Genomic DNA, 21,611 nt, shown 5'->3' with positions numbered 1-21,611 from the left:
CCTGATGGCCGCCGCGGCCCCGGCCGCCGCCGCGACTCCGCCCGGCTCGGCCGCCGCTGCGGTTTCCGCCTCCGTCACCGCTACGGCTTCCGCTTCCGGGGGCGCGCCGACACGTCCCTACGAGCGGCTGCTGCCGGTGGCCGACCTGTCCGCCCAGCGGCTGCTGACCGCCGATCAGGTGGCCGCCTCGAAGTACCGATATCCGGCTCCGCCGGGCGGGGGCACCGACAGCCCCATCGACGACCCCGTCCGCGAGCGGCAGGTCCTCGAGGCCGTGGCCGGGCAGGCCCGCGAGCTGGGCGCGGACCCGGAGGCGACCGTACGCGTCTTCCGCGACCAGATCGAGGCCAACAAGCTCGTCCAGCGCGGCCTCTTCCGACGCTGGGACGCCGACCCCGCCCAGGCGCCCACCGAACGCCCGGACCTGTCGAAGGTCCGGCTGGAGATCAACCGGATCAACGGCGAACTGGTGCGGGCCATCGCGGACTCGGCCGGGGCGCGGGCGGAGCGGTCGTGCGCGGGACGGCTCACCGCGGCCGCGGCCCACACGCGTCACGACAGGCTGCTGGACGCGTTGCACACCGCGGCGCTGGAGCGGTCGCTGCGCTCGGTGTGCGCGGCTACTGCCGGACGTCGCTGACGGACCAGCCGACCCCGTGGTCCCCGAGGAAGTCGAGGAAGCCGGCGGCGTCGAAGGCCTGGGCCGGGGCGAGGACTCCCGCCGGGGCGCCGTCGGCGGCGAGGCGGCGGGCCGCCTCCACCGCGATCACGGCGGTGGTGCCGTACGCGTCCGAGCCGCGCACCTCGCCCCGGGCGCTCCGGCCGCCGGCGCCGAGCACCTCCACCGCGAAGGCCCACCGCATCGCCTGGCGCTGCGCGGCCGTGGGGCCCTCCGGCATCTGCTCCGCCAGCTCGGGCGACAGCCGCGTGAACAGCTCGTACACCTCCTGGGAGGCGAGCCCCTCCACATGGCGGGTGGACACATGGCGGGGGACCGTCACCACCGCGGGCAGCGGGAACCGCACCACGGCCGTCGGCGCCGAGCCGCCGGGCAGCACGATGTCCTTGCGGCGGGCGGCCGCCCGCGGTGACAGCTCCCCGTCCTCGTAGCCGAGGCCGCCGTCGATCAGGGTGTCCCGCATCGCGCCCATCGAGCGGATGGTGCCCCGGGAGGCGCCGCCACTGGCGATGTCCACGGCGATGGCGATCTCCTCCGCCTCGCCGCCCACGCGCGCGGCGGTCAAGGCCGTGATCAGGTCGCTCGGGAGGCCGTCGTCGGTGATGCCGGGGAGGACGGCGACCCCGGCACGCTCGGCCTCCGCGCCGAAGGTGTCGAAGACGTGCCGTATGTAGGGCTGCTCGCCGGAGATGTCGACATGGTGACTGCCCGCGGCGATGGCGGCGCGCACCACGCCCTCCCCCCACCGGGCGAAGGGCCCGGCGCAGTTGACGACGGCGTCGACGTCACGGAAGGCGGCCACGAGCGCGTCGTGGTCCTCGGCGTCCGCGACCCGGGTCTCCGCGTCCTGGAATCCGGCGTCCGACGCGGCGGCGCGCAGCCGCTCGGCGCCGCGCCCGACCAGCACCACATCGATGCCGCGGCGCCGCGCTTCCGCGACCGCGAGCCTGCCGGTGTAACCACTCGCGCCAAAGACGGCGATCTTCACAAGGTTCTCCTCTGGGTGTGCCTTCTGGCCTGTGACCCACCGTAGGAAGATCCCGGGAGACTCTGGATGTCTCACTGTCTCCGGATCATGTCCGTTCGTCTCGCGTGTGGTCGTCTCGCGTGGGGTGCGGTGCCGATATGGTGACGCCCATGGATGTCCTGAGCGACGCGATCACCTCCATGCGCACCGGCCGGCCCCACGCAGGACGCACGGAGAAGCACGGCTCGTGGGGCGTGCGCTTTCCCGACTCCGACGGAGCGGGCTTCCACGTCGTACTCCAGGGCGCGTGCTGGATCCTCCCGCCCGACGGCGAGCCGCTCGCGCTGGGCCCGGGTGACGTGGTGTTCATGCCGCACGGGCGCGGCTACGGCCTCGCCGACGGCCCCCGGACCCCACTGGCCGAGTTCAGCGGCTCCCTGCCGGGCCCCTTCGCCCGGGACGCGTCCGTGCCGGGCACCGCTGCTCCGGATGCCGCCGTTCCGGACACGGTGCTGCTCTGCGGCGCCTATCTCCTCGACAGGCTCCGGCCCCACCCCCTCCTGGCCGAACTGCCGCAGGTCCTCCACATCCCGGCCCGCCTCGGCCGCCACCCCGAACTGCGCTCGGCCGTCGAACTCCTCGGCGGCGAGCTGGAGCGGCCGCGCCCCGGCGCGAGCGCCGTGCTCACCTCCCTGCTCGACATGCTGCTGCTGTACGTCCTGCGCGCCTGGTACGAGGAGCAGTCCGGCCGCGCCGGCACCGGCTGGGCCGCCGCCCTGCACGACCGGCCCGTCTCCGAGGCGCTGCGCGCCATCCACCGCGACCCCGCCCACCCCTGGACGGTGGAGACGCTGGGACAGGCGGCGGGGCTCTCCCGGGCGGCCTTCGCCCGGCGCTTCACGGCGCTCGCGGGCCGCTCGCCGCTCGCCTATCTGACCTGGTGGCGGATGACGCTGGCGGCCCGGCTGCTGCGCGAGTCGGAGCTGCCGCTGCGCGCGGTGGCCGAGCGCAGCGGCTACACCTCGGAGTTCGCCTTCGCCAAGGCCTTCAAGCGGGAGTACGGGGTCGCGCCCGGCGGCTACCGGCGGCGCGGTCAGGAGTCCGAGGCGGCGCCGGCCGCGACGTCCCTGGCCCAGCGGTAGTCCGCCTTGCCGCTGGGCGACCGCTGGATGTGGTCGCTGAAGACGACCGTACGCGGGATCTTGTAGCCGGCGAGCCGGGTGCGGCAGTGCGCCCGTACGGCCTCGGCCGTGAGCCGGTCCGCCCCCTGGCGGGGCTGGACGACGGCCGCCACGCGGCTGCCCCAGCGCTCGTCGGGCACGCCCGCCACCAGCGCGTCGTACACGTCCGGGTGGGCCTTGAGCGCCTGCTCGACCTCTTCCGGATAGACCTTCTCGCCGCCGGTGTTGATGCACTGCGAGCCCCGTCCGAGGACCGTGATCACGCCGTCCTCGTCGACCGTGCCCATGTCGCCGAGCAGCACCCAGCGCTCGCCGTCCGCCTGGAAGAACGTCTCGGCGGTTTTCTTCGGGTCGTTGTAGTAGCCGAGCGGCACATGGCCGCGCTGGGCGATGCGGCCGGGCTCGCCGGGGGCCACGGGCCGGTGCGTCGCCGGGTCGATCACCCGGGTGCGGGCGTTGACCCGCAGCCGGAAGCCCGTCCGGGGGCCGGCGTCCTCGGTGGCGGTGCCGTTGAACCCGGACTCGGAGGAGCCGAAGTTGTTCAGCAGCACGGTGTGCGGCGCCAGCGCCGCGAACTGGGCCCGCACGGTGTCCGACAGCACCGCGCCGGAGCTGCTGACGCTGAACAGCGAGGAGCAGTCGACGTCCTTGAGCGGGCCGGCCAGGGCGTCCACCAGCGGGCGCAGCATCGCGTCGCCGACCAGCGAGACGCAGGTGACCTTCTCCTTCTCCACCGTGCGCAGCACGTCCTCGGGCACGAACTTCCGGTGGAGGACCACCTTCTGGCCGAAGTTGAAGGCGATGAAGGCCGTGAGCGTGGAGGTGCCGTGCATCAGCGGCGGCGTGGGGAAGAACACCAGGCCCTCGCCGCCCGCCGCGACCCGCTCGGCCAGCTCCTCGGGGCGGCCGACCGGCTCGCCGGTGGGCGCCCCGCCGCCGAGCCCGGAGAAGAACAGGTCCTCCTGCCGCCACAGCACCCCCTTGGGCATGCCCGTGGTGCCCCCGGTGTAGATGATGAACCGGTCGTCGCCCGAGCGCGCGGGGAAGTCGCGCACGGGCGAGCCCTGGGCCTCGGCCTCCTCGAAGGGCGCGGGCGCGGGGTCGGGCACCGGGCCGTCCCCGGCCGGGGCGCCGACCCGGACGAGGTGGCGCACGGTGCCGGCGCGGGGGAGCGCGGCGGCCACCCGGTCGCCGAACTCGGCGTCGTACACCAGCGCCGCCAGGTCCGCGTCCCGGTAGAGGTAGACCAGCTCGTCCTCGACATAGCGGTAGTTGACGTTCACCGGCACGGCCCGGATCTTCAGGCAGGCCAGGGAGGTCTGGAGGTACTCCACGCCGTTGTACAGGTGCAGGCCGACGTGTTCTCCCGGACGCACGCCGGAGTCACGCAGATGGTGGGCGAGCCGGTTGGCGGCCGCGTCGAGTTCGGCGTAGGTCAGCCGCCGCTCGGCCCCGGTGCCGGGGTGGTCGAGATACACCAGCGCCTCTCTGCCGGGCACCGTGTCGACGATCGACTCGAACAGGTCGGCAAGGTTGTACTCCACGGCTCCTCCTGACCTGGCAGCGGCGGGCTCGGCGGTCATTGGAGCGCCGTACGGAAGAGATGTGAAGGCACACGGCCAATAAATCTGACTGGTCATCAGATTTCTCTTGAAGTCGTCCGGCACCTCCTGCAACCTGTTCTGGGTCGAGACGGGAGGACTGCCGTGACAAGCGGGACCGAACACCTGACGGTGGAGCGCGTCGGTGCGACGCTGGTACTCACCCTCAACCGTCCAGAGGCCAGGAACGCGCTCTCGCTGCCGATGCTGGTCGGCCTCCACGACGGCTGGGCCACGGCCGACGAGGACGACGACATCCGCTCGGTGGTGCTCACCGGGGCCGGCGGCTCCTTCTGTGCGGGCATGGATCTCAAGGCCCTCGCCGGCGGGGACGGAATGGCCGGACAGCACTACCGGGACCGGCTGCGGGCCGATCCCGACCTGCACTGGAAGGCGATGCTCCGGCACCACCGGCCGCGCAAGCCGGTGATCGCCGCCGTCGAAGGCCACTGCGTGGCGGGCGGCACGGAAATCCTCCAGGGCACCGACATCCGCGTCGCGGGCCGCGGCGCCACCTTCGGACTCTTCGAGGTCAGACGCGGGCTGTTCCCCATCGGCGGCTCCACGGTCCGCCTCGCCCGCCAGGTCCCGCGCACCCACGCGCTGGAGATGCTGCTGACCGGACGCCCCTACACCGCCGAGGAGGCCGAGCGGATCGGCCTGATCGGCCGGGTTGTGCCCGACGGCACGGCCCTGGAGACGGCCCTGGAGATCGCCGGGCTGATCAACGCCAATGGCCCGCTGGCCGTCGAGGCCGTCAAGGCGTCCGTGTACGAGACGGCCGAGATGACCGAAACCGACGGCCTGAAGTCCGAACTCGAACGCGGCTGGCCCATCTTCGACACCGCCGACGCCAAGGAGGGCTCGAAGGCCTTCGCGGAGAAGCGCCCCCCGGTCTACCGCCGGGCCTGAACACCTACCCGGCCGCGACGAAGGAGAAGCACACCATGACACCGGCCCCCGCGCCCGAGGTGCTTTCCGCCCCTCTGGCCGTCGAGTTCCCCTTCACCCGCTCCCTCGGCCCCGTCCAGAGCGCGTTCCTGACCGGGCTGCGCGAGCGCACCGTGCTCGGCGTACGGACCGCCGACGGCCGGGTGCTCTTGCCCCCCGTCGAATACGACCCGGTCACCGCCGAGGAGATCCGCGACCTCGTCGAGGTCGGCACCGCCGGCACCGTCACCACCTGGGCCTGGAACCCCGCCCCGCGCCGCGGACAGCCCCTCACCACCCCCTTCGCCTGGGCGCTGGTGCGGCTCGACGGCGCCGACACCGCCCTGCTCCACGCCCTCGACGCGCCCGGCCCCGACGCCGTGCGCACCGGCATGCGGGTGCGCGTCCGATGGGCCGGGGAGCGGACCGGCGCCATCACCGACATCGCCTGCTTCGAACCGTACGAGAGCGAGCCGGACCCGCGCGGCGCCCCGCACGACGGCGAGTTCGCCGACCCCGTCCGGGGCATCGTGGCGCCCGCCCGCCTGGACTACGTGTACTCGCCCGGCCGCGCCCAGTCCCGCTACATCGCCGCCCTCGCCGGCCGGCGGACCATGGGGGAGCGCTGCCCGTCCTGCCGCAAGGTGTACGTCCCGCCCCGCGGCGCCTGCCCCACCTGCGGCGTCGCCACCGAAGAACAGGTCGAGGTCGGCCCGCGCGGCACCGTCACCACCTTCTGCATCGTCAACATCAAGGCCAAGAACCTCGATATCGAGGTGCCGTACGTATACGCGCACATCGCCCTGGACGGCGCGGACCTCGCGCTCCACGGCCGCATCGGCGGCATCCCCTACGACCAGGTGCGCATGGGGCTGCGCGTCGAGCCGGTGTGGACCGAGGGCGGGCGCTACCCCGACCACTACCGCCCCACCGGCGAGCCGGACGCGGACTACGACACCTACAAGGAGCTGCTGTGAACCCGAGGCGCGTCGCCGTCGTGGCCTTCGCGCAGACCCGCCACCGGCGCCGGTCCGCGGAGCTCTCCGAGGTCGAGATGCTGATGCCGGTCCTGCACGAGGTGCTCGCCGCGGTCGGCCTGCGCACCGGCGAGATCGACTTCACCTGCTCCGGCTCCGCCGACTACCTCGCCGGCCGCGCCTTCTCCTTCACCATGGCGCTCGACGGCGTCGGCGCCTGGCCGCCGATCTCCGAGTCGCACGTGGAGACGGACGGCGCCTGGGCCCTGTACGAGGCATGGGTCAAGCTGCTGACCGGGGAGGCCGACACGGCGCTCGTCTACTCCTACGGCAAGTCCTCGCCGGGACAGCTGCGCGACGTCCTCACCCGCCAGCTCGACCCCTACTACCTCGCCCCCCTGTGGCCCGACTCGGTGTCCCTGGCCGCCCTCCAGGCCCAGGCACTCATCGACGAGGGAGCCACCGACGAGCGCGCCCTCGCCGGGGTCGCCGCGCGCAGCCGCTGCGCCGCCGAGCACAACCCGCACGCCCAACTGGCCGGATCGGCGGCCCCCGACGCGCTGCTCGACGACCCGTACCTGGTGCGGCCGCTGCGCCGGCACGACTGCCCGCCCATCGGCGACGGCGCGGCCGCCGTCGTCCTCGCCGCCGAGGACACCGCCCGCCGGCTCTGCCCACGCCCCGCCTGGATCCGCGGCATCGACCACCGCATCGAGCCGCACGGACTGGGCGTACGGGACCTCACCCGCTCCCCGTCCACCCGGCTCGCCGCGCGCCACGCCGGCCTGTTCGACGACGACGCCCCGCCCGTCGACACCGCGGAGCTGCACGCGCCCTTCACCTCACAGGAGGTGATCCTGCGCCGCGAACTGCGGCTCGACGACGACGTACGCGTCAATCCGTCCGGCGGCGCGCTCGCCGCCAACCCGATGATGGCCGCCGGGCTGATCCGCCTCGGCGAGGCCGCCGCCCGCATCCACCGCGGCGAGTCCCACCGGGCCGTCGCACACGCCACCTCGGGGCCCTGCCTGCAGCACAACCTGGTGGCGGTCCTGGAGGGAGAGGCATGAGCAAGGAACCCATCGCCGTCGTCGGCGTCGGCCAGACCAAGCACACCGCCGCCCGCCGGGACGTCTCCATCGCCGGGCTGGTCCGCGAGGCCGCCCTGCGCGCCCTCGAGGACGCCGAGCTGACCTGGGCGGACATCGACGCCGTCGTCATCGGCAAGGCACCCGACTTCTTCGAGGGCGTCATGATGCCCGAGCTGTACCTCGCCGACGCGCTCGGCGCGGTCGGCAAACCCATGCTGCGGGTGCACACCGCGGGCTCGGTCGGCGGCTCCACCGCGCTGGTCGCCGCCAACCTGGTGGCCGCCCGCGTCCACCGGACCGTCCTCACCCTCGCCTTCGAGAAGCAGTCCGAGTCCAACGCCATGTGGGGGCTCTCCCTGCCCATCCCGTTCCAGCAGCCGCTGCTGGCCGGCGCGGGCGGCTTCTTCGCCCCGCACGTCCGCGCGTACATACGGCGCACCGGCGCCCCGGCCGCCATCGGCTCGCTGGTCGCCTACAAGGACCGCCGCAACGCCCTGCGCAACCCGTACGCCCACCTCCACGAGAAGGACCTGACGCTGGAGAAGGTGCAGGCGTCCCCGATGCTCTGGGACCCCATCCGCTACTCGGAGACCTGCCCCTCCTCCGACGGCGCCTGCGCCATGGTGCTCGCCGACCGGGCCGGCGCGGCCCGGGCGCCCCGGCCGCCGGCCTGGGTGCACGGCGGCGCCATGCGCAGCGAGCCGACGCTCTTCGCGGGCAAGGACTTCGTCTCGCCGCGGGCCGGCCAGGACTGCGCGGCCGACGTCTACCGGCAGGCCGGGATCACCGACCCGCGCCGCGAGATCGACGCGGTGGAGATGTATGTGCCGTTTAGCTGGTACGAGCCGATGTGGCTGGAGAACCTCGGCTTCGCCGCGGAGGGCGAGGGCTGGAAGCTCACCGAGTCGGGCGTGACCGGGATCGACGGCGATCTGCCGGTCAACCCGTCGGGCGGGGTGCTGTCCACCAACCCCATCGGCGCCTCGGGGATGATCCGTTTCGCCGAGGCGGCGCTCCAGGTGCGCGGGCGGGCGGGGGAGCACCAGGTGGAGGGCGCGCGCAGGGCGCTCGGTCACGCCTATGGCGGAGGGTCGCAGTTCTTCTCGATGTGGCTGGTGGCGGCCGAGCCCCCGGCCGGCTGACCGCAGCCCCATCCCGCCGGACGCCCGTCGTCCCGCTGTCGTCCCACCGTCCTCCCGCCGTACGTCCGCCTGTGCGGTGCCGTCCTTCTTTCGCGGCCTGTCCGGCACCGGCCGCGATCGCTAGGGTGGGGCCGGGACGACGACCCGGGAGGAGCCGAATCACGTGGCCGAAACCACCACCGAACAACCCCTGGTAGGCAGCGCCGAGAAGCCCGACCTCGACCTGAGCACCGCCCAGTGGAGGTCGAGCAGCCGGGGCGTGGGCGATGTGGAGATCGCCTTCGTCGAGGGCTACATCGCCATGCGCCACGGCCGCCGGCCGCAGGACCCGGCCCTGATCTTCTCCCCCGCCGAGTGGCGCGCCTTCGTGATCGGCGCGCGGGCCGGCGAGTTCGACCTGACCTGAGCGACGGCGTCGCGGGGCCGAGCCGTCCGGACACCACCGGGCGGCTCGTCCTCGTCCGGGCGGCGGTCAGGTGAGCACGGCGCAGCCCCTCTCCCGCAGGGCTCGCAGCGGTGGCAGCTCGTCCCCGCGCACCTCGAATCCGTTCCAGCGCAGATCGAGCTTTTCCAGGGACGGCAGCTCCGCGACCCAGTCCGGAATCCCGCGCAACCGGTTGCTCCGCAGATCGAGGTGGCGCAGCAGCGGCAGCGCGCGCAGCGGCTCGGGCACCGACTCCAGGGCGTTGTCGCGCAGTTCGAGGTGGCGCAGCCGGCCGAGCGCGGAGAAGGCGTTGGGCAGGGAGGTGATGCGATTGCCGCGCAGCCACAGCTCCCGCAGTCGGCCGAGCCGCCCGATCGACCCGGGCAGCCCGGTCAGCTCGTTGTGTTGCGCGCGCAGCTCCACGAGACCCGCCATGCCGCCGATCTCCGGCGGCAGTTCACCGATCCGGTTCTCGCCGACGTTGAGATACGCCAGCCCGTCCAGCCGGCCCAGCTCGGGCGGCAGCCGGGTCAGGCGGTTGTCGTGCAGATACAGATACCGGGTCAGGCCCCGCAGCTCGCCCAGCTCACCCGGTGCTTCGGCGAGCCGGTTGTGCCCCAGGTCGAGCGTGTGCAGCCGGTGGAGGCGGCCGATGCCGGGGGAGAGGCGGGTGAGCCCGTTGTCCGCGAGGATCAGCACCCGCAGCCCGGTGCGCTCCCACACGTCCTCGGGCACCTCGCCGAGGCCCGCCTTCCAGAGGTTGAGTACATCCGTCATGAGGGCGGACTCTACGAGAGGCTCTAAGAGGCCCTAACAGAAGTTGTTGATCACGTGACCGTCGGCTTGTCGGCTCGTTGGTCGGGTCGTGGGGAAACGTCAGTCGCGGCCGTGGATCGTGTCGGACGAACTGTGGTCGCTTATCGAGCCGTTGCTGCCGGAGCCGGGGCCGAAGCTGGTGGCGGGCCGGCCGCGGGTGCCGGACCGACAGGCCCTGTGCGGGATCCTGTTCGTGCTGCACACCGGCATCCAGTGGGAGTACCTGCCGCAGGAGCTGGGCTTCGGCTCAGGGATGACCTGCTGGCGGCGCCTGGCAGCCTGGAACGAGGCCGGTGTATGGGACAAGCTGCACCTGGTGCTGCTGAAGAAGCTGCGGTCGGCCAAGCAGCTGGACTGGTCGCGGGCGGTGATCGACTCCTCCCACGTGCGGGCGGCCCGGCGGGGCCCAAAAGCGGGCCGAGCCCGGTCGACCGTGCACGACCGGGCAGCAAGCACCACGTCCTCACCGATGGCCAGGGCATCCCACTCGCGGTGTCGCTGACCGGCGGAAACCGCAACGACGTCACCCAGCTACTGCCCCTGCTCGACAAGGTTCCACCGGTCGCCGGCGTCGTCGGCAGGCCACGGCGACGGCCGGACATGGTCTTCGCGGACCGCGGCTACGACCATGACAAGTACCGGCGGCTGCTGTGGCAGCGTGGTATCCGTCCAGTGATCGCGGAACGCGGCCAGCCGCACGGCTCCGGCCTGGGCATCTTCCGCTGGGTCGTGGAACGAACGATCTCCTGGCTGCACGGCTTCCGCCGCCTGCGCATCCGCTGGGAGAGACACGACGACATCCACGAAGCCTTCCTCGGCCTCGCCGCCTGCCTCATCACCCACCGACACGTTCAACGCCTTTGTTAGGAGCTCTAAGGCCAGGGGCGGAGTTCGGGGAGCGGGGCAGGCCCGCTGTCCAGCGGGCCGGTGGGGGCGCGTCCCGTCAGCCACGCGGTGAGATCGGTCAGCCGCCCCCGTACGGTCAGCGGCTCGCCCGAACCGTAGGCGCGCCGCTCGGGGCCGTCGGTGGCCTCGAGGGTCAGCAGGGTGGCCAGGGGCGCGCGAGGGGCGAGGAAGTCCCACAGGTGCCCGCAGAAGTCGCGCGACCAGTCGTCCGGGCCGTAGCCGAGCAGCGCGTCCGCCGTGTGGATCTCCAACTCCCGCCACCAGCAGAGCAGAACCGCCCGGACGTCGCCGTCGCGGTAGCGGACGGGCCGCTCCCAGTCCTGGGAGCCCACCGCGGTCAGGGCGCCCTCCGCCTCCGCGAGGGTTTCGGCCACGGCCTGCCGCAGCTCGTCCGCGGTGCGCTTGGAGCCCGCCTCGATCCCGGCGTCCCTGGCCGGGCGGCCGCCGTCGTACACCTCGATCAGCTCGCCCCGCAGCGCGAACCTGGCCTGCCGGGCGAGGGCCGACCCGACGCCCCCGATGTGCGCCAGCACATGCGCGCGGCTCCAGCCGGGCAGCGCGCTCGGCTCGCGCGCCGCGGCGTCGGTCAGGCCGTCCAGCAGGGTGCGCAGCCGCCGGTGTCCGGCGAGTACCGCGGAGAGCACCCGCTGGGCTCCGTCGGCGTCCGGGTGCGTGTTCGTCTCGTCCATGCGTCCGTCCCCCCTGGGGCTAATGGTTGAACCGGGAGGCTACCATTAAGTCATGTCCGATGACCGACTCGCCCTCGCGCTCGCCGTCACCATCCGCCACGACGGGAACGGCGGGGTGGCCGACGACCTGGCCACGCCGGACGGGCTGACCGCCTGGGTGCGGGAGCTGGCCGAACCGCTCCGGGACACGCTGGACGCCCGGGACTTCACCGCGGACGAGGCCGCGCTCGACGCCGTACGGGCGCTGCGCGCCGCCGTCCGCGCGCTGTTCGCCCGCGCGGTCCGGCCCGGCCCGCCGAGCCCGGCCGACGCCCACCGGCTGCTCCCCGAGGACCTGGCCGTGGAGCGGCTGAACGCCGCGGCGGCCCGCGCCCCGGGCGCCCCGCGCCTGGAGTGGCCCGAGGGCGGCGCCCCGTTGGTCCGCGCCGCGCGGCCGCAGGGCTCCACGGACACCGACCGGCTGGTGGCGGCGCTCGCGCGCGACGCCATCGCGTTCCTCGCCGGGCCGGACCGCGAGCGGCTGCGGGCCTGCCCCGCCCCGCGCTGTGTGCGCTACTTCGTCAAGGACCATCCGCGCCAGGAGTGGTGCAAGCCGTCCTGCGGCAACCGCGCCCGCGTCGCCCGCCACCACCGCCGCCACCGGGCGCGTTAGCCGTACCGCCCTCCGGCCCGGCCGGCGGAGGAGGAAGGCCGCGGATCGCCGTACAGATTTCGCCTGTCCGCCGGGAGTCGTTGTTCTCCGTCCGGTGACACTGTGCGGTATGACATCAGCAATGGACCGTCGCAGATTCATGCGGCTCGCCGGTGGCACCGCCGCCCTCTCCGCGCTCTCCACCAGCATCGCCCGCGCCGCGGAGATCCCGGCCGACCGCCGAACCGGCAGCCTGCGGGACGTGGCGCACGTGGTCGTCCTGATGCAGGAGAACCGTTCCTTCGACCACTACTTGGGCTCGCTGCGCGGGGTACGCGGCTTCGCCGACCCGCATCCGGTGACGCTGCCCAGCGGCAAGCCGGTCTGGCACCAGTCCGACGGCGCCAGGGAGGTCCTGCCCTTCCGGCCGGACGCGGACGACCTCGGGCTCCAGTTCATCCGGGATCTCCCGCACGGCTGGAACGACGGCCACGCCGCCTTCAACCACGGCAGATACGACCGCTGGATCCCGGCCAAATCCACCACGACCATGGCCTACCTGACGCGCGAGGACATCCCCTTCCACTACGCGCTCGCCGACGCGTTCACCGTCTGCGACGCGTACCACTGCTCGTTCATCGGCTCCACGGACCCCAACCGCTACTACATGTGGACCGGGTACACCGGAAACGACGGAAAGGGCGGCGGTCCCGTCCTCGGCAACGAGGAGGCCGGCTACTCCTGGACCACCTACCCCGAGCGGCTGGAGAAGGCCGGGGTCTCCTGGAAGATCTACCAGGACATCGGCGACGGGCTCGACGCCGCCGGGTCCTGGGGCTGGATCCAGGACGCCTACCGGGGCAACTACGGCGACAACTCCCTCCTCTACTTCAACCAGTACCGCGACGCCAAGCCGGGCGACCCCCTCTACGACAAGGCGCGCACCGGCACCGACGCCAAGTCCGGCGACGGGCTCTTCGACGCGCTGACGGCCGATGTGAAGGCCGGCAGGCTGCCGCAGGTCTCCTGGATCGCGGCCCCCGAGGCGTTCACCGAACACCCCAACTGGCCGGCCAACTACGGGGCCTGGTACATCGCCCGGGTCCTGGACGCGCTGACGGCCGACCCGGAGGTGTGGAGCAGGACGGTCCTGCTGATCACCTACGACGAGAACGACGGCTTCTTCGACCACGTCGTGCCGCCCTTCCCGCAGGCCGGCCGCTCGACGGTCGACACCACCGGCGAGCTGTTCACCCCCTCCGGCTCCGACACCCATGTCCCCGGCCCGTACGGGCTCGGGCAGCGCGTCCCGATGTTCGTGGTGTCCCCCTGGAGCACCGGCGGCTGGGTCAACTCCGAGGTCTTCGACCACACGTCGATCATCCGCTTCATCGAGCGCCGCTTCGGCGTCCACGAGCCCCATGTCTCACCCTGGCGGCGGGCCGTCTGCGGCGATCTGACCTCGGCCTTCGACTTCTCCCGGTCCGACACCGCCATCCCCGCGCTGCCGGACACCGCCGCCTGGCAGCCGCCGGACCACGACCGGCACAAGGACTATGTGCCGACGCCCCCGGCGAAGCCCGCCCTCCCCCGGCAGGAACCCGGACCGCGCCCGGCGCGCCCGCTTCCGTACGACCTGTCGGCCGACGCGGCCGTGCCCGTGGCGGGCCGGCTCTCGGTGGCCTTCGCGAGCCACGGCCGCGGCGGCGCCGTCTTCCACGTCACCTCGGCGACCGACCCCGAAGGGCCGTGGACCTTCACCGTGGAGTCCGGCGGGCGACTCGCCGGCCACTGGGACACCACCGCCGGCGGCTACGACTTCTCGGTGCACGGCCCGGCCGGGTTCTTCCGCCGCCTCAAGGCCGGCTCCGCCGAGCCCGGCCCCGAGGTCACCGCCCGCCACCAGCGGCGCGGGCAGAAGGTGCGCCTGCTCCTCGCCAACGGGGGCACCTCGGTCGTCCGCCTCACCGTCACGGACGCCTTCGGCAAGGGGAAAACCGCCGAGTACCGTCTGCGTCCCGGCGCCCGTGCCGTGCACACGGCGGACACCGGGACCGGCCACGGCTGGTACGACCTGTCGGTGACCTCGGACCAGGACCCTGACTTCCTGAGGCGGCTGGCCGGACACGTGGAGACGGGCCGCCCGGGGACGAGCGATCCACGGCTGTCACAGCACCCGGCTCCGTAGGGAGCGGCCGTCGGCCCGTCCGCGCCGGAAGCGCGGCCGGGCCGACGGCGGGCCACACCGGTCAGGGCAGGGGCCGGCCGGACATCGGCACCGCGCACGCGCCCAGGCCCGCCCACGGCCGCTGCCGCCCGCTGCTCACCGCCGCGATGCCGCGCTCGTCGTACCGGGCCGTCAGAAACGACCAGGCGAGATTGCCCCGCATCACATTCCGCATGCCGTCCACGTAGTGCCCGACGTGCAGCCGGGTCTCCGCCCCCGTCCCGGCCAGGAGGGCGGGCAGCCGCGCGGCGGTCTCCTCGAACCACCGGTAGCGGGAGTCGGCGAGGCCGGCGATGTGGCGCACGGCCTCCTCCAGGGTGCCGCCCGACAGCTCCCGTTGGACGATCACGCTGTTGTGGACGTCTCCCGCGGCCAGCTCCTTGCCCAGGGAGACGATGTCATTGGTGAAGACCACGACGTCGTCGGTGGCCTCCCGCATCTGCGCCAGCGGGAAACCGCCGTGCAGCGCGTCCGGCAGGGTGTACCCGCCGAAGCGCTCGTTGAGGTCCAGACACGGCTGCACCCCGATCGAGTGGCGGCGCAGGGCGACCACCGCCTCCACCGAGCGCGGACGGCTCCGGGTGCGGTCCAGCGCCTCACGGTGGTAGGAGGTCAGATATTCCATCCAGTGGTGGCGGAAGCGGTCCCGCCACACCCGGGGCCTGCCCTCGTGGATGCGCCGCCACAGGTCGCGGAAGCTCTCGACGAGAGGGCCCTCGGGGGCGTGCCCGGCCGGCTCCCCGGCCTCCCGCGTCACCTGGACGATGGGGTCCAGCAGCCGTGACACCTCACCGGGCCGGCACCCCAGCTCGCCGTCGAACTGATCGTCGAAGACGAAGTACCATCCGCACAGGTCATTGCCCAGGGCCAGGTCGGCGCCCGTCTCACCCGGGTAGAAGTAGGCCGCCAGCAGATCGAACCGCAGCGCGTCGTACTCCGCCACCGACGCGTCGCCCGGAAAGACGCCGTACCGCGACAGCCACTCGATGGTGTGCCGCCGCGCCGCCTCGGCGTCGGGGCTGATCAGATCGGCGGGCGGGAAGCCGAAGAGCGCCGCCGACCGGGCCGCCGATGGTAACGCAACCGCCTGATCCATGGTCCGTATCCGCCCCCTCAGGACATACGGGACCGCGTCGGCGCCGGGGACCGGCCCCTCCACGCCACGGTCCTCGCCGCACCCGGACATGGTGGCCCGGTCCGCACCCCCTTCGATAGGGCGCCCGCCGAATTGGCGTGTGCCAATGGCAATGCCGCAAGAAAATTCCGCGCATACGGCGCTACGCAGCGTCTCGATCGGGCTGCGCTCGGCTGTACCTGCCGAAGGGGTACGAGCGTGGCGGAGAAGATGAGACGACAGAGCCCGGGACGCCGGACGCTGCTGGAACGGGAGTCCGAACTCGGCGCGGTGGACGCCGCGTTGACCGAGCTGTGCGGCGACCCGTCCGACGACGCGGCCGGGCCGCGCACCGGCGGGGTCATGGCCTTCGCGGGGCTGGGCGGCGCCGGCAAGACCGCGCTGCTCGCCGAGGCCCGGCGGCGGGCCGCGGCCCGGGGCTGCACGGTGCTCTCGGCCCGCGGCGGCGAGCGGGAGCAGGGCGTCGCCTTCCACGTGGTGCGCCAGCTCTTCCAGCCCGTGCTCGCGGCGACCGGCGAGGAGACCCACCGCGAGATCCTCGCCGGCTGGTACGACATCGTCGCGCCCGCCGTGGGCCTGGTGGTCCCGGACGGCGGCGGCTCGCCCGACCCGCACGGCGTCCGCGACGGCCTGGACTGGCTGGTGACCCGCTTCGCCGTCCAGCACGCCCCCGTCGTCATGGTCCTGGACGACGCCCACTGGGCCGACACCGAATCCCTCGACTGGCTCACCCGGTTCGCCCCGCGCGCCACCGACCTGCCCCTGCTGCTGGTCGTCGCCTACCGGCCCGAGGAGCTGCCGGCCGACGCCGCCGCGCTGCGCGGGCTCACCGAGCGCCAGGGCTCCCGGCCCCGCCTGCTGGCCCCGCTCACCCCGGGCGCGGTCGGCCGGATCGTGCGCGAGGCGCTCGGCGAGGAGGCGGACGACGCGTTCTGCCGCGAGTGCTGGGCGGTCACCGGCGGCAACCCCTTCGAGGTCGTCGAGCTGACCGCCAAGGTCCGCGAGCGTGATCTGAAACCGCGGTCGGTGAACCTCGTCCACCTGCGCGAGCTGGTCTCCAGCGCCCTGGACAGCGGACTGGGCGACCGGCTGACCCGCCTCGGCACCGCCGCCGTCCGGCTCGCCTGGGCCGTCGCGATCCTCGGCAGCGAGGCCACCCCGGCCCTGGCCGCCGATGTCGCGGGCCTGTCCACCACGGACACCGCCGACCTGGCCCTCCGGCTGGCCGACGCCCGCTTCTTCGCCCCGCCGCGCCCCGCGTCCCAGGAGCGGCCCCCGCCGGCCGGCCCGCCCCGGGAACCAGGAGCCGGGACCGTCACCGCCATGCGGTTACCGCCGCGCGGCCGGCCCGGGACAGGGGCCGAAGCTCTTCCGGAGGCGCCGGACGGCGGTGGCCGGCCGGGCACCGGGTCCGGAAGCCTCGAATTCCTCCACCCGACCATCGCCACCGCCGTCTACCGCGCGATCCCCGGCGCCCTGCGCGTGGCCATGCACGGCAGCGCCGCCTCCGCGGTCCTCGCGGCGGGCCGCGGCTCCGGGGCCGCCGGCCGGCACCTGCTCGAGCTGCACCCGGAGGCCGACCCCTGGGTGGTGCGCCATCTGCGCGCCGCCGCCCGCGAATACCTGCGGGCCGGCGCACCCGACGCCGCGCGCCGCTGCCTCGCCCGGGCCCTGCGCGAACCGCCCTCCCTCCAGGAACGGCCCGCGGTGCTCTACGAACTCGGCTGCGCGGCCCAGCTCAGCGAGCCCGCGGTCACCGTCAACCACCTGCGGGCCGCCCTGGAGGAGCCCGCGCTCGACCCCGAGCTGCGCGAGGCGGTCACCTACCGGCTCGCACAGGCCTACGGTCACAGCGGCCGCATGGAGGAGGCCGCGCAGGTCGTGGCCGCCGAGGCCGGGCGGGCCCGCAGCGCCCGCACCCGGCTGCGGATGCAGACCGAACAGATCATGTGGAACATGTTCCGCGCCGACGGCCAGGACGCGCCCGCCCGCTCCCGGCGGCTGGCCCGGCTGGCGGGCCGCCTCTCCGGCCGCGGCATGGCCGAGCGCTACCTGCTGGGCCTGCGCGCCTTCGACGCGATGACCCGCGGCGAACCGGCCGCCACCGCCCTGCGCCATGCCGAGGAGGCCCTGGGCGACGGCCTGAGCTGGACCGACGACGAGTGGGGCTTCGAGGTGCCCATCCTGGTCGCCCTGACCTTCCTCCACTGCGACCAGCCGGGCCGCGCCGAGGAGCTGTTCGCGGACGGCGTCGCGGAGTGCGAGCGGAAGGGCTGGCACGGCGCGCACCTCGCCTTCGGCCTCACCCTCCTCGGCTACGTCCGCTACCGCCGCGGGGCGCTCTCCGAAGCCGAGGAACTCGCCCGCGAGGGGCTGCGGATCGCCGACCTGGTCGGGCCGCAGACCCCCGCCCACTGGACCGCGGTCGGCACCCTCGTCGAGACCCTGCTGCGCCGCGGCCGCCTCGAGGAGGCCCAGCGGTTCGCCGCCGAGCACTCCTGCGGCGGAAACCTCCCCCAGGCCCTGCTGTGCCCGGACGCGCAGACCGTGCGCGGCGAGCTGCTGCTGGCCCGCAACATGCACCGCGAGGCCCGGCAGCGGCTCGCCGAGACCGGCCACCGGATGGACCGCCGCGGCATGCGCAACCCCGCCTGGTGCCCCTGGCAGCTCCACCTGGCCCAGGCCCTCGCGCTCACCGAGCCCCGCCAGGCCGCCGAGGTGGCCCAGGACGCGGTGCGCCGCGCCCACCAGTTCGGCGCCCACTCCATGATCGGCCGGGCACTGCACACCGCCGGACTGGTGGCCCAGGGGTCGGAGCGGATCAGACTGCTCGCCGAGGCCGTCGACCACCTCGAACGCTCGCCGTCCGGCTACGACCTGGCCCTCGCCCTGGTCGACCACGGCGCCGCCCTGCGCCGGATCGGGCTCCCGCTGGAGGCGGGGGAGCGGCTCTACCGCGGGCTGGAAGGCGCGGTGCAGTGCGGGGCCGACGCGCTCGCGACACGGGCCCGCGACGAGCTGTCCGCCACCGGGCTGCGCCCGCTGCAACTGCGGACCGACCACGGCTCCCCGCTGACCTCCCGGGAACAGGCCGTCGCCGAGCTGGCCGCGCTCGGCCGGCCCGACGACCGGATCGGCGAGGAGCTGGGCCTGGCGGAGCGCGAGGTGACCCGGGTGCTGTCCGGGGTCTACCGCAAGGTGGGCACCGACCGCGCCGGGCTGGCCAAGGCGATGGGCGGCCCGGCCGGCCCCGCCGTCGGCACCCGCGTACCGCGCCCGGTGACCGGACGCTGACCCCGGCCGCAGCCGGTGTGCGCCCCGCACGCGCCGGGCGCCGCCCCGTCGCTCCCCCGGGCGGATTCCGGCGCCGGTACACGTACCATGTCCGCATGTCGTTCCTCCGCCGCCGCACCCCCGCCACGCCCGCCGGTCCGGACTTCGACGTCCTGGCCATGGACCCGGGGGACTGGCCCGGCGATCTCGGGGCCGGGCTGCTGCCCGCGCCCGACGGCAGCTGCCAGGGCGTCTTCCTGCGCTACGACCTGTTCGGCGGGCGCGGCCCCGCGATGATCATCGGGAATCTGCCCGAGGGGTCCCCGGCCCGCGAGCTGGCCGAGGGACAGCCGCCGTTCGAGGTGACGCAGCTGCTCGCGGCCCTCGGCAACGACGAGCCGGTCCATGTGGTGGACATCGAGGACAGCCCGGTCATGCACGAGGACAACCTCCTCATCGTGCGCCGCATCAAGCTCTCAGAGGGCCGGATCTCCTGCGCCCAGTTCGACCGGAGCGACGGCATCCTGGTCACCATCGCCAGCTGGGACCGCCCCATCACCGATGACCTCTACCGGCTGCTCAAGCCGCTGCCCGCGGAGATGTTCCGGCAGGGCTGAGACCGGCAGGGGGCTGAGACCGGCGGGGCCGAGGCCCGGCACGCGGAAGGGCCGCGAGGCGGCCGGCCGGCATGGAGCCGGTCGGCCACGCCCGCGGCCCCAGGCCGTCGGCGAACCCGCCCGCGGGCTACTTGTCGGACCGTTCGATCCGCACATCGGCGGCCCGCACGAACGCCACCCGGTGCCCGAACTGGATCTGGTAGTACGTGTCCTGGCCACGCACCACCTTGTGACCCGCCGGGTCGAAGGTGGTCGCCCACAGATACTCGCCCTGGGTCTTCAGCCCCAGCGCGTACCGCTGCCCCGCGAGCAGCTTGTACGGCAGCGGCGAGACGGCCTGCACCGGCACCCCCGCCGGGTACGCCTCCTTCTCCGGGTAGGCGCGCCCGTACACCGGCACCTCCGCCGTGCCCTCCTTCGGGGTGACGACCAGGCCCTTGGTGTTGACCGCGGTCGGCCGGCGCCTGGGGTTCTCGAACCACGCCTTCTGCCCGAGGTACCAGATGGCCGTCCAGTCGCCCCGGCGCTCCGCCACCGCGAACCGCTGCCCGGTCGAGGCGCGGGCACCGGTGTCGTTGACCCCGGTCGTGGAGTCCGACCCGTCGGGGCGCAGCCCGATGTCCTTGACCAGCGGGGCGTCCGCGCTCGGCGCGGTGTGCAGCCGCACCGCGCCCGAGCCGTGCGGAGTACAAGCCACACCGGCGCTCTCACAGCCGGTGTACACCGGCTGGTGGGTCTCGTAGTCGGGGCGGACGGTGACCAGCCCGCCGCCCGGGCCCGCGGTGGCGTGGAAGGGCGCGCCCAGGAGGGTGAAGTAGTGCGCCCAGTCCCAGTAGGGGCCGGGGTCGGTGTGCATGCCCTTGATGTTCGGGGTGGTGGTGCCGGGCACGTTGTCATGGCCCAGGATGTGCTGGCGGTCCAGCGGGATGTCGTACTTCCGGGCGAGATGGCGCACCAGCCGGGCCGAGCTGCGGTACATCGCCTCCGTGTACCAGGCGTCGGGGGAGGTGAGGAACGCCTCGTGCTCCACGCCGATCGACTTGGCGTTGACATACCAGTTGCCCGCGTGCCACCCCACGTCCTTCAGCGCGAGATGCTGGGCGATGTGCCCGTCGGCCGAGCGCAGGGTGTACTGCCAGGACACATACGTCGGGTCCTTGATCAGCTTGAGGCAGACGTCCCAGGTGCCCTCGGTGTCATGGATGACGATGTAGTCGATCGACTGGGACTCGGGGCGGTTGCCCAGGTCGTGGTTGCCGTAGTCGTTGTCGCCGAACTGCTCGTAGGGCGCCGGGAACCACTCGATCGAGACGCCCTTGGGGGCCTCGATGTTCGGATCCCGCTCGACGGAGGGCAGCCCCAGCGCCCGCAACTGCCGGGTGTCGGGGGACACCTCGGGCGCGGCCGGGAGCGAGACCGTCTCACCCGAGGCCGTGGTGCGGCTCGCGCCGTCGCGGATCACCTCGAACACGTCGTCGGCGAAGACAGCGGCCGCCGTGGCGTTGTCCGAGCCGGCGTACGCGGCCACCGCCGCGTACCAGTCGGCCGGGTCCTCGCTCAGCGGCAGCCCCAGCCTCTTCTGCTCGGCGGCCAGCAGCGCGGCGCCACCGCGCACATTCGCCGCCTCGTCGCCGCGCAGTGCCTCGGCGGGCAGCCCGGTCAGGTCGGCGGCACGCTCCAGCGTCCGCAGCCGCGCGGGCAGTTGCCGCGCCTGGGGCACCTCGGTGCCGGGCACCTCGAGCGGGCGCGCCGCATCGCCGCGCGCGTCCTCCGTGCCGTGGCTGTGGTGCGGCGTGCGGGCCAGGGCGGTGGTCACATCGGTGAGGTGCATGGGGCCGTAGCCGCCGGTGACGCTCGGCGCGCCGCCGTGACCGTCCCAGCGCGACTGCAGATACGACACGCCCAGCAGCACGCTCAACGGGACGCCGTACTCCCGCGCCGCGGCGGCGAAGGCCCGCTGCAGGGCGTCGCCGCCCGGCCGCGCCTCGTCGGCCAGGGCGGCCGGGGCCTGCGACGCCAGAGGGAGCAGAAAGGCCGCCGAGGCGGCCGCACCGGCGGTCCGCAGGGCCGTCCGCCGCGTGGGGCCGGGCGCAGGTCTGTTCGGGTCGTGCGCGCTGTCCTGTGCGGATCCTCGCATTGCAGCCTCCTCAAGGCGGGCCGACGTGCGCTGGGTGTGCGCTGGTCATGCGTGCGGGCCGAGCCCACCTAGAGGTATCCGGTGCCAGGCGATCCGTCAATGATCTGCGGCCGCCCGGGTGTTCGCACGTCAACGCCTATGCCAGGGGATTCCCGGGACGGGTGCACGGGGTTTCCCGGCACAGGCGT

At 73.9% G+C, this 21,611-nt stretch carries 17 protein-coding genes and 1 pseudogene; 12 read left to right on the top strand and 6 right to left on the bottom strand.

Annotated features, from left to right (window positions below; translation table 11 throughout):
• Window positions 1-4: 4 nt before the first annotated feature.
• On the top strand, window positions 5-640 hold the full coding sequence (aroQ, locus tag BBH68_RS33355; protein ID WP_065967511.1) for a gamma subclass chorismate mutase AroQ: 636 nt from the start codon (window positions 5-7) through the stop codon (window positions 638-640).
• Here aroQ and BBH68_RS33350 read toward each other — a convergent pair.
• Window positions 621-1,667 carry a saccharopine dehydrogenase family protein gene (locus BBH68_RS33350; protein ID WP_065967498.1) on the bottom strand — a complete coding sequence of 349 codons (1,047 nt, stop codon included), beginning with the start codon at window positions 1,665-1,667 and terminating at the stop codon, window positions 621-623. The genes aroQ and BBH68_RS33350 overlap by 20 nt on opposite strands.
• A gap of 149 nt (window positions 1,668-1,816) precedes the next feature.
• On the opposite strand from BBH68_RS33350, the gene BBH68_RS33345 reads away from it, so the two are divergent.
• Complete coding sequence (locus tag BBH68_RS33345; RefSeq protein ID WP_065967497.1) at window positions 1,817-2,788, top strand: AraC family transcriptional regulator; 972 nt, start codon at window positions 1,817-1,819, stop codon at window positions 2,786-2,788.
• Here the strand turns inward: BBH68_RS33345 and BBH68_RS33340 are convergent.
• Complete coding sequence (locus BBH68_RS33340; protein ID WP_065967496.1) at window positions 2,740-4,371, bottom strand: acyl-CoA synthetase; 1,632 nt, start codon at window positions 4,369-4,371, stop codon at window positions 2,740-2,742. The genes BBH68_RS33345 and BBH68_RS33340 overlap by 49 nt on opposite strands.
• Window positions 4,372-4,533: 162 nt before the next feature.
• Here BBH68_RS33340 and BBH68_RS33335 point away from each other — a divergent pair, with 162 nt between their 5' ends.
• From BBH68_RS33335 to BBH68_RS33315, 5 genes are all read left to right on the top strand, one after another.
• The gene (locus BBH68_RS33335) at window positions 4,534-5,340 is read left to right on the top strand and encodes a crotonase/enoyl-CoA hydratase family protein (RefSeq protein ID WP_065967495.1); all 807 of its coding nucleotides are present in this window, start codon (window positions 4,534-4,536) and stop codon (window positions 5,338-5,340) included.
• 35 nt (window positions 5,341-5,375) lie between these two features.
• The gene (locus BBH68_RS33330; RefSeq protein ID WP_065967494.1) at window positions 5,376-6,335 is read left to right on the top strand and encodes a Zn-ribbon domain-containing OB-fold protein; all 960 of its coding nucleotides are present in this window, start codon (window positions 5,376-5,378) and stop codon (window positions 6,333-6,335) included.
• Window positions 6,332-7,405: a thiolase domain-containing protein gene (locus tag BBH68_RS33325; RefSeq protein ID WP_065967493.1), complete on the top strand. Its 1,074-nt coding sequence runs from the start codon at window positions 6,332-6,334 to the stop codon at window positions 7,403-7,405. Before BBH68_RS33330 ends, BBH68_RS33325 begins: the two co-directional genes overlap by 4 nt.
• Window positions 7,402-8,568: a thiolase domain-containing protein gene (locus BBH68_RS33320; protein ID WP_065967492.1), complete on the top strand. Its 1,167-nt coding sequence runs from the start codon at window positions 7,402-7,404 to the stop codon at window positions 8,566-8,568. Before BBH68_RS33325 ends, BBH68_RS33320 begins: the two co-directional genes overlap by 4 nt.
• 163 nt (window positions 8,569-8,731) lie before the next feature.
• A complete protein-coding gene (locus tag BBH68_RS33315) occupies window positions 8,732-8,974 on the top strand; it encodes a DUF397 domain-containing protein (protein WP_065967491.1) in 243 nt (80 codons plus the stop codon).
• A gap of 66 nt (window positions 8,975-9,040) precedes the next feature.
• Here the strand turns inward: BBH68_RS33315 and BBH68_RS33310 are convergent, their stop codons facing one another.
• Window positions 9,041-9,769 (bottom strand): leucine-rich repeat domain-containing protein, encoded by a 729-nt coding sequence (locus BBH68_RS33310; RefSeq protein ID WP_065967490.1) that lies wholly within the window; start codon window positions 9,767-9,769, stop codon window positions 9,041-9,043.
• A gap of 88 nt (window positions 9,770-9,857) precedes the next feature.
• On the opposite strand from BBH68_RS33310, the pseudogene BBH68_RS40030 reads away from it, so the two are divergent.
• Window positions 9,858-10,675 (top strand): annotated as a pseudogene (locus BBH68_RS40030) (IS5 family transposase).
• A gap of 5 nt (window positions 10,676-10,680) precedes the next feature.
• Here the strand turns inward: BBH68_RS40030 and BBH68_RS33295 are convergent.
• Window positions 10,681-11,403 carry a maleylpyruvate isomerase family mycothiol-dependent enzyme gene (locus tag BBH68_RS33295; RefSeq protein ID WP_065967488.1) on the bottom strand — a complete coding sequence of 241 codons (723 nt, stop codon included), beginning with the start codon at window positions 11,401-11,403 and terminating at the stop codon, window positions 10,681-10,683.
• Between the two features lie 52 nt (window positions 11,404-11,455).
• Between BBH68_RS33295 and BBH68_RS33290 the strand changes: the two genes are divergently transcribed.
• Window positions 11,456-12,055, top strand: coding sequence for a CGNR zinc finger domain-containing protein (locus tag BBH68_RS33290; RefSeq protein ID WP_065967487.1), 600 nt, complete (start codon window positions 11,456-11,458; stop codon window positions 12,053-12,055).
• A gap of 121 nt (window positions 12,056-12,176) precedes the next feature.
• Window positions 12,177-14,222, top strand: a complete 2,046-nt coding sequence (locus tag BBH68_RS33285) for a phosphocholine-specific phospholipase C (RefSeq protein ID WP_425428876.1) — start codon at window positions 12,177-12,179, stop codon at window positions 14,220-14,222.
• A gap of 61 nt (window positions 14,223-14,283) precedes the next feature.
• Here BBH68_RS33285 and BBH68_RS33280 read toward each other — a convergent pair whose 3' ends face one another.
• Window positions 14,284-15,357: an isoafricanol synthase gene (locus BBH68_RS33280; protein WP_065967510.1), complete on the bottom strand. Its 1,074-nt coding sequence runs from the start codon at window positions 15,355-15,357 to the stop codon at window positions 14,284-14,286.
• Between the two features lie 249 nt (window positions 15,358-15,606).
• Between BBH68_RS33280 and BBH68_RS40025 the strand changes: the two genes are divergently transcribed.
• Window positions 15,607-18,690 carry an ATP-binding protein gene (locus BBH68_RS40025; RefSeq protein WP_079151373.1) on the top strand — a complete coding sequence of 1,028 codons (3,084 nt, stop codon included), beginning with the start codon at window positions 15,607-15,609 and terminating at the stop codon, window positions 18,688-18,690.
• A 95-nt stretch (window positions 18,691-18,785) separates the two neighbouring features.
• Entirely contained in the window at window positions 18,786-19,286 is a 501-nt protein-coding gene (locus tag BBH68_RS33270) for a hypothetical protein (RefSeq protein WP_065967485.1), read from the top strand.
• A gap of 127 nt (window positions 19,287-19,413) precedes the next feature.
• Here the strand turns inward: BBH68_RS33270 and BBH68_RS33265 are convergent, their stop codons facing one another.
• Window positions 19,414-21,423, bottom strand: coding sequence for an N-acetylmuramoyl-L-alanine amidase (locus BBH68_RS33265; RefSeq protein ID WP_065967484.1), 2,010 nt, complete (start codon window positions 21,421-21,423; stop codon window positions 19,414-19,416).
• Window positions 21,424-21,611: the final 188 nt, after the last annotated feature.

Origin of the sequence: Streptomyces sparsogenes (assembly GCF_001704635.1) — a bacterium.
Classification (GTDB): domain Bacteria; phylum Actinomycetota; class Actinomycetes; order Streptomycetales; family Streptomycetaceae; genus Streptomyces; species Streptomyces sparsogenes.
The sequence above is the reverse complement of the archived record's forward strand: the minus strand, read 5'-3'. Positions and strand labels throughout refer to the sequence as shown.